This is a genomic window from Lentilactobacillus parabuchneri DSM 5707 = NBRC 107865 (assembly GCF_001435315.1).
GTDB lineage: Bacteria > Bacillota > Bacilli > Lactobacillales > Lactobacillaceae > Lentilactobacillus > Lentilactobacillus parabuchneri.
Genome location: NZ_AZGK01000007.1, coordinates 52674 through 66680 on the forward strand (window position 1 = coordinate 52674; position 14007 = coordinate 66680).

Here is a 14007-nt window from a genome sequence, read left to right on the forward strand (position 1 = left end):
AAGTTGATTATACCAAAAAAATAGCGTTAAACCGGTTTAATCCCAATTTAACGCTATTTCAAGTTAATTATTTAATGTAAAATGATAACTCGCGGTTATTCCTTAACGATCTTATCGATCTGCTCGAGTTCATCAGAAGTGAAATCAAGGTTCGAAAGCGCCTTTAAGTTGTCTTCCAAGTGGTTGATCTTGGAGGCGCCGGTCACAACACTGGCAACCGTCTTATCATGCAACAACCATGCCAATGACATCTGGGCCAAATTTTGACCACGGTTCTTGGCAATTTCGTTAAGTTGATTTAATTTTGTAACCAGTTCATCTTTGCCATGCTTGATGACAAATTCGTTACTCCAATGAATCTTAACGTCATCGTCCATTCCCTTGAGGTACTTATCTGTCAGTAAGCCTTCTGCTAACGGACCGTATGCAACCAGCGCTTTATGATTCTGGCTGAGTGTGTCTAACAGCCCATCGTCTTCGATGCCGCGATTTAGCATGTTGTATGAAGCTTGGTTGACCACAAATGGTGTGTGGAGTTCTTTGAAGTAGTTAATAATCTCAGCAGTTTGCTTGGCATTATAGTTTGAAATCCCAATGTAGAGCGCTTTTCCTGAACGAACAATTTCGTCAAGTGCTTCGGCAGTCTCTTCAAGGCTGGTCTCTGGATCAAATCGATGACTGTAATAAATATCGACATAATCCAAGCCCATCCGCTTCAAGCTGCCGTCCAGCGCGTTGACCAAAGTCTTCTTGGAAGAAAAGTTACCGTAAGGACCAGGCCACATATTGAAGCCAGCCTTGGTGGTAATCACCAACTCATCACGATAAGGTTTCAAATTTGCGCGGTAAACTTCACCAAACATTCTTTCAGCTGCCCCGGCACTGGGACCGTAGTTATACGCATTGTCAAAGCTAAAGATTCCTAGGTCAAAGGCCTTCAAAATGACTTTCTCGCTGTCACCGTAATTGGCGTCATCGCCAAAACTGTGCCACAATCCAAATGATAATGCCGGTAACTGAAGTCCAGAATTACCTGCCCTTCGTACCACTGCGTTTTCATAACGATCGTCATTTGCCTTATACATAAATTCAACCACCTCGTAAAATATTTTTATCTACCAAACAGCTTCCCAACTGATTTGTGATTATGAATCAAGGAAATTGCTTCGCCAAACAAATTGCCGACAGGAACAACTTCCAGCTTTTCAAACTGATCGGCCTTGGAAATGCTGATAGAATCTGTCACGATCACTTTTTTAATTGGTGAATCTTGGAGTCGTTGTTGCGCATCCCCTGAAAATACCGCGTGGGTCGCCACAGCAAAGACATCCGTCGCGCCGGCCTTTTTGAGGGTCTCTGCTGCAATCGTCAATTTGAAGGCGGTATCGATCATATCGTCGACGATAATTGCCCGTTTGCCATTCACGCTCCCAATCACTGATTCAGGAACCGTTGTTGAATCCTCAGGTGAACGGTTATCGATAATTGCAATTGGGGCACTGAGCAGTTCAGCAAACTTCCGCGCTCTGGAAACACCCGTATGATCAGGAGAAACCACCACGACGTCTGAACTATTGTGTTCAGTGACAAAATAATGGGCCAACAGTGTGTCCGCCTTAAGATGGTCAACGGGAATGTTGAAGAACCCCTGAATCTGATCGGCGTGCAAATCAAGTGCAACCACACGGTCAACGCCGTCCATTTCCAAGAAAGAAGCCACTAATTTAGCTGTAATTGGTTCTCGGGAACGGGCTTTTCGGTCAGCTCTCGAATACCCATAGTATGGGATGACCACGTTAATCGACTTGGCACTTGCCCGGCGAACAGCATCAACCATGATCAGTAACTCCATTAAATTCGAGTTGACGGGATCGGAAACGGATTGAATGATATAGACTTCGTCACCGCGGATACTTTCGTCAACGCTGATTTTAATTTCATCGTCACTGAACTTTTCAACGGTCGCTTTACTGAGTGGGACACCGACTGCTTTACTAATTTCCTCAGCCAAGTGGCGGTTGGAATTCAAAGAAAATAATTTAAGATTGGGATGCGTGTTTGATTCGGCCATGATATCCTCCAAGTATTCTTCTTTACCAATATAGTTAAATTTTACCATATTTTGACATGATGATTGTAAGATTTCGCCGTTAAGTTAGGATTTCATAAAGTCTTTCGGCGAGACGTCCGCCATGCCAATCATCGGATCGATGACGTTTTGATTGATGACATCGGTCGTCAAATGATCCGGAAGGCCGGTCGCTTGTGAGCCGGTTGAAGACGGATCATCTGCTTGGACCAAATCATCGTCTGGATCAACACTGTCAGAAGGCTTGTCCCCAACAACGCCAATCGTATCGACGAGTCGTTTGACCAGACTGGTTTGTCGGTTAACCGATACGCTTTTGACGCACTGTTCAAAAGCTTCTTTTTCACCCAGCATAATTAAGAAATCACTGGCACGGGTTACCGCGGTATACAGCAGGTTTCGCTGCAACATTCGTGAAAACTGCCAGACGATCGGCAAAATCACCATCTTGAACTCACTACCTTGTGCCTTATGAATTGACGTACAGTAGGCCAAGGTAAATTGGGTCCACTCATTATTCTCATAAGTGACCTCAGTTTCATCAAAATCAATGGTAATTTTGTTCGGGGCTTTTTGGCCCTTTGGCGCTTCCATCCCGACGATGATACCGAGGTCCCCGTTGAAAACATTGCGTTCGGGATTATTAACCAGCTGCAAAACTTTATCGCCAATCTGGTAAGTATGATCGCGAATCGTCACCGACTTTTTGGACGACTTTTGATCCTGCCAGACATTTTGGACAATGTCATTAATTCGATCAATGCCGGCCCGGCCGCGATACATTGGTGCCAACACTTGGACATCCATCAAACCAAAGCCCTTTTGCCTGGCCCGATTAGTGACCTGTTCAATCACGGAGCCAATTTGATTTTCGTTGCAGGGAATAAAGGATCGATCCGATTGATTATCCGTAAAGTTCGCCGACAAATGCCCGCTGTGAATATCATGGGCCAATTGAATGATCGACGAGCCGCTTTCCTGTCGATAAATCGTATCAAGTTGCATCGCCGGAATTTGTTTGGAGACAAGCAAATCGTGGAAAACCTGTCCGGGACCAACTGATGGCAGCTGATCTTGATCCCCCACCAACACAACCTGCATGTGGTTGGGGATGGCTCGAACCAGTGAGCGGAAGAGGTAAGTGTCAACCATCGACATTTCGTCAATAATCAACAAGCTGCCCTCAATATCTTTGGTTCCGGTCACATCGTTAGACTCCCGACCATTGAGTCCCAACAACCGGTGAATGGTGCTGGCCGGAAGTCCGGTGGATTCGGTCATGTGTTTGGCAGCCCGGCCAGTTGGGGCCGCCAAGACAATTGGAAACGGCTTATCTTTATAGGCGTTGATATCCAATGAATACTCATGAAGGCGGGCATAGGTGTTGACAATCCCATTGATGATGGTTGTTTTCCCTGTCCCCGGGCCACCCGTCAGGATAAACACCGGCGACTGAATGGCCTGAATGATCGCAGCGACTTGAGAGTCGTCATAATTAATATCGAATTTTTTCTCAACGACTCGAAGTTGCTTTTTAATCGCGTCTTCTTTGAGCTGATCCTCATCGTCCTTATTTTTAATGACCCGATTGAGATGATCGGCAATCTGGACTTCCGCGTTATACAAGCGGGTTAAGTAAATCCGGTTTTCTTCGCCAATCACTTTACCTTCTTTAGCAAGGGCCACCAAACTGGCAGCGAGCTTTTTGCCGGAAATCTGTTGTTCGGAGTTGTCTTCCAACACACTTGAAGCCATCTCAATCAAGGGCTGAGTCGTGGTGTAAGTATCGCCATTTTTTAAGCAGAGTTCATTAATCGCGTACATCAAGCCGGCCCGAATCCGTTCGTCGGAATCGGGAACCAAGCCCAATTTAAGGGCAATCGCGTCGGCCCGTTTAAAACTAATGCCGTCAATATCTTCAACTAACTGGTAAGGATTGTTGGCGATGATTGTCAACGCGTCTTCATGGTATTTTTGATAAATCGAGGACGCAATCGCACTGGAAAAGCCATAGCTATTGAGGCCCACAATGACTTTTTCCAACCCATCGTCAGAATCAAGATTATCGATAATGGCCGAACGTGACTTAGGGCTAATCGGAACGTCTTCCAACACCCGGCTGTCCGCCGTGATTTTTTCAATTGCGTCATCACCCAGGGCATCCACGACCCGTTCGGCGGTTTTTTTACCAACCCCTGGGAATCGATCTCCCGAAAGATACTTGATGACGCCCTCTTGAGTGGTCGCAATTAAGCTTGAATAATTGGTCGCTTGAAATTGCTTGCCATACCGGGGATGGTCAACTAACTTTCCCATAAAATGATAACTATTTTCTTCAACCAAATCCCCGAAACTGCCAGTCACGACGATCTCGTCTTCCGGCCAATTAATATTGGTATCCGTAATTTCGACCAAAACCACTTTATAAAAACTGTCGTTACTCGAAAAGAAGATCGCCTTTAAGCGGCCATCAACGTATTGTGGTTCGTTATTATTTTGTTGTGAACCAAATAAATCCATTGCCTGATCCAAGCTGATCCTCCTTCAAATAGCTAATGTGCTCAATCGTCTTTCTTATCCTTATTAAGTTGAATGACTTTTTCAATATCCTTTAACTTTTCCTGGCCGCGATTAAAGTAATCGGGATCGGCACGCTTCGCCTTTTCAAAGTAGGGTTCAAATTCCTCGCCATTAACCATTGCAACCAGGCCACGGTTAAAATTCGCCTTGCCATTGTCGGGTTGCGTTTTTAAAACGATATCGTAAAATTCACCGGCTTGGGCAAAGTTCCCCAGTGCCAATAGGTTGTCACCAATCATTTGGTTGACGTCTGGGTCATTATGATGTGAACTTTGCGCAGATAAGGCAAAAACCATCGCCCGTTTGTTATCCCCTTTTGCCATGTAGCTTTGGGCTAACATAATATAAGCTTCGCCTTGAAGCTTCTTATCGGCAATTTCTTGAAAAATCTTAATGGCCTTATCGTATTCTGCCGCCGCATAATAGACATTTCCGAGGCCAAACTTCAAAGTATCCTGAACGTCTTGCGTGGCCTTATCAAATAAGCCGAGTGCCTTCATTAAAAGTTCTTCGGCCTGTTCATAATCCTTTGCTTCAACCAGAAAAGTCGCTAAATCATAGTAATTGTGGTAATTATCCGGATCCTGATCAACTTTTTTGACCAGCTCATGAATAGCCGCCTTGGCCTTTGCTTCTTCAGCCTCACGTTTCTTAGTATAAATACGTTGATTCTCTTGATTTTTTTCTTGTAACTTTTTAATTTTATCAGAATTATTATTTGCCATATGCTCACCTAGACCAAATCTGTTGGGTCCAATTTTTTATTTAAATAGCTGGTATCATTCCAGTCTAACAACTGATAGGTTTTCCCCTGGTCGTTACTCTGCAAAATCGTGGTGCTGGTGTTGGCCAAACCGCCACGCTTTCTCAGGTCCGGTAACGGGACTCCCAGCAACGCATTGATTTCCGCATTCAATGCGGCGCCATGAGAGACGATCATCACGTTGTCGTCTGGATAACGGTTGACAATGGCAGTGATTGCCGGCGTCATCCGATTAATGACGTCTTGGTAGCTTTCACCACCAATTTCACCCGGCTGATACAAATCCGGATGATTGCGAAAATCTTCGAATTGCTTGGGGTAGGTCCGCTTCACGTCGTCAAACTTTTGGCCTTCCATTTTTCCAAGGTGGAATTCTTCCAGTCTTGAAAGAAGTGAAATGTTGGCGTGCTTCTTAAGTTTGCGATTAATTCGGGCAGCCGTCACTCGCGCCCGTTTGATGGGGCTTGAATAAATATGGGCAAACGTGACTTTTTGAAAATATTTTCCTAATGCTTCCATTTCGGCATAGCTTTGGGGAAGCAGCGGTGAATCCCCGCCAGCACCTTGATAGCGGCTTTCAAGATTCCATTCCGTTTTACCGTGTCTAACAAAGTACAGTTTAGTCAATTTTCTTTCCTCCCAAACGGTTTTAGCTTCTTACATTATGACAGGAAAGGGCCATGATTTCAAAACTGAAAATAAATTTCTTAATAAATTTGGCTTTCATGAATTGTTTCCAAAGTCGTTGGTGCGAGATGTTATCGAAAAATAACCCAACCCAAAATAAAAAAGTTGACGCAATCGTCAACTTTTTTCATTATACATACTGCAATTCCTTGGCCTGCTTATAAGCAGCGTCAATAATCGCAGAACCCAAGCACTCGTCACCGTCATAAAAGACAACTGCTTGACCGGGTGTAATGGCACGAACCGGTGCGTCAAAGTCAACGCGAACCGATGTGCCATCATCACTGATGTGAACCGTCACGCCGGTGTCCTTTTGGCGATAGCGGAACTTAGCGGTGCAGTGGAAGTCTTTGCCGCGGTCAAGGGTGTTGACCCAATGAATATCTGATGCCTCAAGGTAATCAGCGTATAACAGTGGATTATGGTAACCCTTGCCCACGTATAAAATATTCTTCTTCAAATCTTTGCCGACAACGAACCATGGCTGATTATCAATCCCATCGCCACCGATTCCAAGACCCTTTCGTTGGCCGATCGTGTAGTACATCAAGCCGTCGTGTTGGCCCTTGACTTCACCGTCAACGGTCATCATCTTGCCAGGTGTTGCTGGTAGATAGTGGCCCAAGAAGTTCTTGAAATTCTTCTCACCAATAAAACAAATCCCAACAGAATCTTTCTTATCGGCGGTCGCCAATCCAGCTTCTTTGGCAATCTTTCGGACGTCCGGCTTGACCATATTGCCAATTGGAAACATGACTCGATCAAGCTGATCAGCTGAAAGCTGGCTCAAGAAATAAGTTTGGTCCTTGTTGCCATCGGATGCCCGCAACAGATGGTTGTGACCATCTTCGTCTCGGGTCAATTGCGCATAGTGTCCGGTCGCAATGTAATCGGCACCCAATTCCAAGGCGTAGTCCAAAAATGCCTTAAACTTGATTTCCTTATTACAAATCACGTCAGGATCGGGTGTTCTGCCCTTTTTGTACTCGTCCAAGAAATACGTGAACACACGGTCCCAGTACTCCTTTTCAAAGTTAACAGAATAATATGGGATGCCGATCCTGTTAGCGACTTTAGCAACGTCTTTATAGTCTTCGGTTGCAGTACATACGCCGTTTTCATCAGTATCATCCCAGTTCTTCATGAAAACGCCAATCACATCGTATCCTTGTTGTTTGAGCAGGTAAGCGACGACAGATGAGTCGACCCCTCCGCTCATACCAACAACAACCCGAATTTGACTGTTGTCTTGCATAAAACCACCATCATTTCAATTAGATTCTGGAGAATCCACGAGTTGAAGGTCGTAATTTCCAGTAAATTTAATAATAACGCATTCTTGAAATGAATGCTACTTATTGTAAGTAGAAATTAGCTGCCAAGAAATTCTTCAATCAGGCTTTGAACAGCTTGGTTGTCTTCCGGCTTGCCGATGGTAACGCGCAGCCAGTCCTGGCGTAAACCGTTCCGAAGTAAATAACCGTGTGCCAACAAATATTGATGAAGTTCATCTGCATCCCCACCTTTAACCTGAAAGAAAATGAAGTTCGTGGCCGAATCATAAAATGGCAGTCCCGCTTTAATCAAGAAGTGCTCCCATTTTTGGCGCTCAGAAATAACCTGTTTGACTGTTGACTGAACAAACGATTGGTCCTTAAAAGCAGCCGTGGCGGCAATTTCTGCAAAAGTGCTCAAATTGTAAGGCAGCCGAACCGCTTGCAGGTAGCCGATTAACGGTTCCGAACAAACCGCAAAGCCAACCCGGAAGTTGGCCAGGCCGTACGCTTTGGAAAAAGTCCGAAGCACCACCAAATTACGGAACTGATGCGTCAACCCGATCACAGAATCATGTGCGTTGCCGGTAAAATCAATATAGGCTTCATCGACAATCACCGTCACTGTTTCAGGAACGTTTTCTAAAAAGGACTGGATCAGGTTTGGACCCAAGAACGTGCCGGTCGGATTATTAGGATTACAGAGCCAAATCATGCTGGTTTTGTCAGTGATTTCATTTGCCAACGCGTTTAAATCAATCCGGCCGGATTCATCCAGCGCGACCGATTTTAACGTCGCCCCCTCAATTTGGGAGTGCAAGGCGTATTCTGAAAACGTTGGCTCCGGATCCAGAACTTCGTCACCCGGTTTCAAAATGACCCGGCATAATAATTCAATGATCTCGTCCAGGCCGTTGCCAAAAATCAGCTGCTGCTCACTGATATCAAACTGCGAAGCAATGATCGACCGGAGTTCAGCAGCATTGCTATCCGGATAAAGGTTGGCGTCTTCATAGTGCCACTTGTCCAACGCCTTGGCCACATCAGGTGACGTCCCAAACGCATTTTCGTTGGCCGATAGTCGGACCAGCTGCTTTAAGCCCACCTTTTCTTTCAATTGAGCCAACGTCAACTCCGGAATGTAGGGCTTTAAGTGTTTAACGGCTTCTTTGACCATCCTCACCACTCCTTAATTTGTTTACGGTCCCGGGTGATGCTCTTCTTGCCTTCACGGCTGGCTAACTCCTGCTTAATCTGATCAGGGGTAATGCCGCGTTCCGCCATCAACACCTCAACGTGGTAGGCCAAATCGGCCACTTCCAAAATAAAGTCCGGATCGGATGGGTTCTTTGCGGCAACCACCACCTCAGTGGCCTCCTCACCGATTTTCTTCAAAATCTTATCGAGGCCCTTGGTAAACAAATAATCCGTGTATGAGCCTTTCTCGGGGTTATTTTTCCGCTCTAAAATTAATTGGTATAATTCGTCTAAATCTTGCATACTATTCCTCCTCGTTTGCAACAGGTAAAATTGTTCGGTAAAAGCAGCTGGTGTGCCCAGTATGACAAGCCGGGCCAGCCGGGATGACCTTCATTAATAACGTGTCTTCATCACAGTCAATGTCAATTGAGACAATCTGTTGGGTGTTACCGCTGGTTGCCCCCTTGTGCCACAGCTCTTTTCGACTTCCTGACCAAAACCAGGTTTGTCTGGTTTTGAGGCTCAAATTAAAACTTTCTTCATTAACATAAGCCATCATCAAAACCTGTTTGGTCCGATCATCAATGACAATCGTCGGCACTAATCCATCCGGGTACTTTTCAAAATTTGGTGTTAACGTACGATCACCCCTTTTGTTCTTAAATCCTGTTTGACTTGTGGAATTGTCAGTTCGCCAAAATGAAAAACTGACGCTGCCAGCGCCCCATCGACATCTGTTTTGGCAAAGACTTCCGAAAAATCATTGATTTGGCCACAGCCACCGGAAGCGATAACCGGAACGTTGACGGCGGCCGTTAACTGCTGGTACAAGGCAATGTCGTAGCCGCTTTTGGTGCCGTCCTTATCCATGCTGGTGACTAGGAGTTCACCCGCACCGCGCCGGACGCCTTCTTTGGCCCACTCGATCGCATCCAAATCAGTTTGCTTGCGGCCGCCGTTAACGTAAACATCGTAGCCTTGTCGAACAGGATTCCATTTGGCATCAATGGCTAAAACAACACATTGGGCGCCAAATTTTTCTGCCCCTTGGGTAATGAGGTCTGGATCACTGACCGCCGCGGAATTAACTGCCGTCTTGTCGGCGCCTGCCTTGAGTAAATTCTGCATATCGTCAACGTTGTGAATCCCGCCGCCAACGGTCAGGGGCATAAAAACCTGACTGGCGACTTCTTCAATCGTTGCCACAATCGCTTTTCGTTTCTCGTTGGTTGCGGTGATATCCAAAAAGACCAATTCATCAGCCCCCTGCTTTTGATAAGCAGCCGCAATTTCGGTGGGGTCACCGACATCTTGCAAATTGACAAAGTTGACGCCTTTTTTAACTCTGCCGTGATCAACGTCCAGGCAGGGAATAATTCGTTTAGCCAACACGGGCGTTCACCTCCGCTAATGTTTGTAAGGGTAAGTCTCCAGTGGCCATGGCCTTGCCGACAATTGCGGCTTTAATGCCGGCCGCTTCAAGTTGTTGTAAATCCGCCACGTTTCGAATACCGCCCGAAGCAATGACGGTGACTTCTGGAAATTTCACTTGTAACTGGCTTAATTGCGCCGTGTTGGGGCCCGACATGGTGCCGTCACGGGAAATGTCGGTGACAATAAAGGTCTCAACTCCAAACGCAGCCATCGAGGCCATCAGCGAAGCCATTTCCACCTGGCTTTGTTCCAGCCAACCGGAGACGGCGACCTGGCCATTTTTGCCATCAATTCCAACGACAATCTGATCGGCACCAAACTGGTTAATCGCCGATTGAACCAGCTTGGGGTCGTTCAATGCGGCTGACCCCAGGATGACCCGGTCAACGCCGGACGTCAGGTAGGCATTAATCTGAGACATTGAGCGAATCCCGCCGCCAACTTCAACCTTGAGGTCGGTTTGCTCACAAATCTGCTCAATGATTGTCCGATTGACTGGTCGGCCGGACTTGGCCCCATCCAAATCGACTAAATGAAGGTTGGTCAGTCCCGCCTGTTCAATGCTGACGGCTTGTTCAACCGGAGATTGACTGATGACGGTTGTTTGTTTGAAGTCCCCTTGATACAGGCGGACGCTTTGCTGATTTTTCAAATCAATTGCGGGAATAATCTGCATTTTCAACCAACTCCTTAAATTTCGTTAAGCCTGCAAGTCCAACCGTTCCACTTTTTTCGGGGTGAAATTGCATGCCGATCACATTTTCTTTACGGACAATACTGGGGATGCTTACCCCGTAATCAACGGTGGCGAGGATATTAGCCGAATCCGTTTTGGCATAGTAGGAATGAACGAAGTAGCTGAACTGGTTATCAAATACGTCTGCCAACGGGTCTGCTTGCGTGACTTGATTTTGATCCCATCCCATATGGGGAACCTTAACGCCCAAATTATCGGGAATTGCAACGACTCGCCCTGGAATCAGGCCTAGGCCGTCAGTTTGGCCAAACTCGTCACTTGTTTCAAATAAAACCTGCATCCCCAGGCAAATGCCGAGAATCGGAATTTTGGAACTGGCGGCTTCTTGAATCACCGTCACCAGGCCACGTTCTTTTAATGACAACATGGCTTTTTTAAACGCACCCACGCCTGGTAAAATCAGGCCGTCTGCACTTAAAATTTGTCCCGGATCCGCACTTAAAACACTTTCAACTCCCAGATAATCCAACGCTTTTTTTACGTTTCGCGTGTTTCCGGTGTCGTAATCAATCACAACAATCATTAGATAACCCCCTTGGTTGACGGAATCCCCTTTATCTCAGGATTTAAGCTGACGGCGGCTCGCAGTGCCCTTCCCAACGCCTTAAACAGCGTTTCGATTTTGTGGTGGGTGTTTCTGCCGTACAGCACTTCGGCGTGTAAATTCAGCTCGGCATTAAACGCAAGCGCTTGGAAGAAATCTTCGGTTACTTCGGTATCGTAGCCACCAAGGTGGTCGTTATCGAATTCTGCTTTGAATACCAGATACGAACGCCCTGACAGGTCAATCACTACCCGACTCAAGGTTTCGTCCAGCGGAATTAGTGCGGAACCGAACCGCTCAATGCCGGCTTTGTCACCAAGGGCTTGTTTTAACGCCATCCCCAGCGCAATGCCAACGTCTTCGGTTGTATGGTGCGGATCCACATCCAAATCACCTTTGGCTTTCACGACCAAGCCGAAGCGGCCATGGCGGGCAAACGCGTCGAGCATATGGTTAAAAAAGCCAATCCCAGTGTCAATTTGAATTTTTGAATAGTCGTCCAAGTTCAGTGATAAGTCAACCTGAGTTTCGTTTGTATTTCTGGAAATCGTTGCCTGTCTCATATTGGTCACTCCTTGATTAAATTAGATTGTCCTGATTGTTGGTCGGCGCGCTGTAAATTCGTGATGAGTTGCTTGATCTGTGGCTGATACTGGCGAAGTGCCAATCGGTTGACGACCAACTTGGTGTTGACCGGCTGAAGCCGTGCATAGACTTGAAGATGATTTTCTCTAAGGGTATTTCCGGTTTCGACAATGTCGACGATCGCATCCGCCAAGCCAATCAGCGGCGCCAGTTCAACCGAGCCTTCAATTTTAATGATTTCAACATCCTCACCAATCCCTTGAAAATAACGCTTGGTGATGTTGGGATACTTGGTCGCGATAATCTTTCGCCGGTGAGCCTGAGGGTCAAAATCAGAAGTCGATGCCAGAACGAACCGGCATTTGCCAACGCTCAGGTCAAGCATGGCGTACTGGGAATTCTGTTGCTCATCAAGAATGTCGCTGCCAACAATCCCAATTTGAACCGATCCGTTGTTGAGGTAGGTCAAGACGTCCGGTCCCTTCACCAAAATAATTTCGTAACGGGGATCTTCATCAAAGATCAATCGCCGTTGTTTGTTTCGAATACCGTCACAATTGATGCCACTCGCTTCTAGTAGCGGAACTACCTGCTGTTCGGTACGGCCTTTAGTTAAGGCGATTTTTAATCGTTTCATTATTTCACCTGCTTTGTTAAATCAATCAGTTGACTGCCGTTGCTTGCTGCCAGTCGTTTGGCAGCTTCACGGTCGTTTGTCAGACAGAGGGTTGAATTTGGTGTTTTGGCCAACGTTTCAACGGCGGCTTCCCACTGGTCATCGTTGAAGAAAATCAAAGACTGCGGTGTGTCTGCAGGAAGTGCGGTGCGTTCAACCAACGAATCAACGTCGAAAGCAACGCCCACCGCGGAAGTCTTGACCTTTTGAAAATTTGTCAGTAAGTCGTCATAGCGACCGCCGCTAAACAGGTAGTCGGCTGACTGCTCGGTAAAGCCTCGAAACGCCATGCCGGTGTAGTACTGCTGAGGAGAAGGAATACTGAGGTCAACGGTGACCGTGTCATCGGGGTACATTTCATTAATGAATTGGGCCGTTGACTGAAGGTCACTGATGATCGGCTGTAACGCTGGAATCTCGGGTAAACGGTCAACGACTTCCATCACTTGGTCAAAATCACCAAACAACCACGGCCATTCCTGGAGAAAGTCGCCGAAGTCGCTTTGTTTTAGCGGGGCAATCAAACTGTCAAACTTGCTTAAATCTTTATTAAACAGCGCCTGTTTGAGACTATCACCGGTGGCTTCCGGAAGCCCCAGTTGGTCGACAACCACGGCCACAAATTTGGCGTGACTCAGTTCAACGGTGACGTTTTTGATCGCCATTTCCCGACAGCCGGACAACGCAACGTCCAAGCATTCCCAATCCGCTTTCAATCCCCGGTAACCGACAATTTCAATGCCGGCTTGGGTCAGCTGGTTGTAGCTTCCGGATAACTGTTTTTTGACCCGGAAGACGTCGCCACCGTAGTACCATTTGACTGGCAGATCAACGCCGGTCGTCGCCATCACCCGGGCAACCGGCAACGTTAGATCCGGCCTTAATACTAACGGTTCCCCCTGATCATCCAACAGTTGATAAGGTCGATAGTTGTCTGCATTCAACGGCTGGAAAACATCTGAGTATTCCAAAACCGGTGTCGTTAATTTCCGAAATCCGCGGTTTCTGAAATTCTTAAATAATTTATTTTCAATTGATTCCTTAACTTCAGCTTGAACTCCGAGTTCATCGCGGGTTCCGCTTGGTAAATTTTTATTTTTCATACCGTCACTTCCCAATTTCTTGAATAAAAAAAAGTCCCCGAAAACTGTATTCAGTCTTCGAGGACGCCTTAAATGTCGTGGTTCCACCCCAATTTGCCGCTGCCTCACAGTAGCCGGCCTTACGTTGCCAATATCTAGTCATCCTCTGATAACAGATATGGTAACCCTGATAACGCTAAACATGCGAACCGGCCTACTTGATTCAGCCGATTAGTTCATAGATGTGTGTTCGCCAGCTCAACTCACCCCTTCTCAGCCACGGGACTCTCTTTAAAATCAACACTGGTTACTTTTTCTAATCAAAACTTTATTATA

The 14007-nt window shown here is 46.4% G+C and carries 15 protein-coding genes and 1 other annotated feature; all 15 genes read right to left on the bottom strand.

Annotated features, from left to right (window positions below):
* Positions 1 to 95: 95 nt before the first annotated feature.
* The 15 genes from FC51_RS07795 to FC51_RS07865 all read right to left on the bottom strand — a co-directional run bounded on the left by FC51_RS07795 (position 96) and on the right by FC51_RS07865 (position 13692).
* A complete protein-coding gene (locus FC51_RS07795; protein ID WP_057909528.1) occupies positions 96 to 1085 on the bottom strand; it encodes an aldo/keto reductase in 990 nt (329 codons plus the stop codon).
* A gap of 26 nt (positions 1086 to 1111) precedes the next feature.
* On the bottom strand, positions 1112 to 2071 hold the full coding sequence (locus tag FC51_RS07800; protein ID WP_057909527.1) for a ribose-phosphate diphosphokinase: 960 nt from the start codon (positions 2069 to 2071) through the stop codon (positions 1112 to 1114).
* An 84-nt stretch (positions 2072 to 2155) separates the two neighbouring features.
* Positions 2156 to 4621 carry an SF1B family DNA helicase RecD2 gene (recD2, locus tag FC51_RS07805; RefSeq protein WP_081037516.1) on the bottom strand — a complete coding sequence of 822 codons (2466 nt, stop codon included), beginning with the start codon at positions 4619 to 4621 and terminating at the stop codon, positions 2156 to 2158.
* 29 nt (positions 4622 to 4650) lie between these two features.
* Positions 4651 to 5394 carry a tetratricopeptide repeat protein gene (locus FC51_RS07810; protein WP_057909526.1) on the bottom strand — a complete coding sequence of 248 codons (744 nt, stop codon included), beginning with the start codon at positions 5392 to 5394 and terminating at the stop codon, positions 4651 to 4653.
* A gap of 8 nt (positions 5395 to 5402) precedes the next feature.
* The gene (locus tag FC51_RS07815; RefSeq protein WP_057909525.1) at positions 5403 to 6059 is read right to left on the bottom strand and encodes a histidine phosphatase family protein; all 657 of its coding nucleotides are present in this window, start codon (positions 6057 to 6059) and stop codon (positions 5403 to 5405) included.
* A gap of 190 nt (positions 6060 to 6249) precedes the next feature.
* The gene (gene mnmA / locus FC51_RS07820) at positions 6250 to 7374 is read right to left on the bottom strand and encodes a tRNA 2-thiouridine(34) synthase MnmA (RefSeq protein ID WP_057911257.1); all 1125 of its coding nucleotides are present in this window, start codon (positions 7372 to 7374) and stop codon (positions 6250 to 6252) included.
* Positions 7375 to 7490: 116 nt separating this feature from the next.
* Complete coding sequence (hisC, locus tag FC51_RS07825; protein ID WP_057909523.1) at positions 7491 to 8570, bottom strand: histidinol-phosphate transaminase; 1080 nt, start codon at positions 8568 to 8570, stop codon at positions 7491 to 7493.
* Positions 8571 to 8572: 2 nt separating this feature from the next.
* Complete coding sequence (hisE, locus tag FC51_RS07830; protein ID WP_057909522.1) at positions 8573 to 8893, bottom strand: phosphoribosyl-ATP diphosphatase; 321 nt, start codon at positions 8891 to 8893, stop codon at positions 8573 to 8575.
* A 1-nt stretch (position 8894) separates the two neighbouring features.
* The gene (hisI, locus tag FC51_RS07835) at positions 8895 to 9194 is read right to left on the bottom strand and encodes a phosphoribosyl-AMP cyclohydrolase (protein ID WP_081038407.1); all 300 of its coding nucleotides are present in this window, start codon (positions 9192 to 9194) and stop codon (positions 8895 to 8897) included.
* Positions 9195 to 9226: 32 nt separating this feature from the next.
* Positions 9227 to 9985, bottom strand: coding sequence for an imidazole glycerol phosphate synthase subunit HisF (gene hisF, locus FC51_RS07840; RefSeq protein WP_057909521.1), 759 nt, complete (start codon positions 9983 to 9985; stop codon positions 9227 to 9229).
* Positions 9975 to 10703 carry a 1-(5-phosphoribosyl)-5-[(5-phosphoribosylamino)methylideneamino]imidazole-4-carboxamide isomerase gene (hisA, locus tag FC51_RS07845; RefSeq protein WP_057909520.1) on the bottom strand — a complete coding sequence of 243 codons (729 nt, stop codon included), beginning with the start codon at positions 10701 to 10703 and terminating at the stop codon, positions 9975 to 9977. Before hisA ends, hisF begins: the two co-directional genes overlap by 11 nt.
* Positions 10681 to 11307 (bottom strand): imidazole glycerol phosphate synthase subunit HisH, encoded by a 627-nt coding sequence (gene hisH, locus FC51_RS07850; protein WP_057909519.1) that lies wholly within the window; start codon positions 11305 to 11307, stop codon positions 10681 to 10683. The genes hisA and hisH overlap by 23 nt, the downstream gene beginning before the upstream one ends.
* Complete coding sequence (hisB, locus tag FC51_RS07855; protein ID WP_057909518.1) at positions 11307 to 11891, bottom strand: imidazoleglycerol-phosphate dehydratase HisB; 585 nt, start codon at positions 11889 to 11891, stop codon at positions 11307 to 11309. The genes hisH and hisB overlap by 1 nt, the downstream gene beginning before the upstream one ends.
* A 5-nt stretch (positions 11892 to 11896) precedes the next feature.
* A complete protein-coding gene (gene hisG, locus FC51_RS07860; protein WP_057909517.1) occupies positions 11897 to 12550 on the bottom strand; it encodes an ATP phosphoribosyltransferase in 654 nt (217 codons plus the stop codon).
* Entirely contained in the window at positions 12550 to 13692 is a 1143-nt protein-coding gene (locus tag FC51_RS07865) for an ATP phosphoribosyltransferase regulatory subunit (protein WP_057909516.1), read from the bottom strand. Before FC51_RS07865 ends, hisG begins: the two co-directional genes overlap by 1 nt.
* Positions 13693 to 13748: 56 nt before the next feature.
* Positions 13749 to 14004, bottom strand: a binding site (T-box leader).
* Positions 14005 to 14007: the final 3 nt, after the last annotated feature.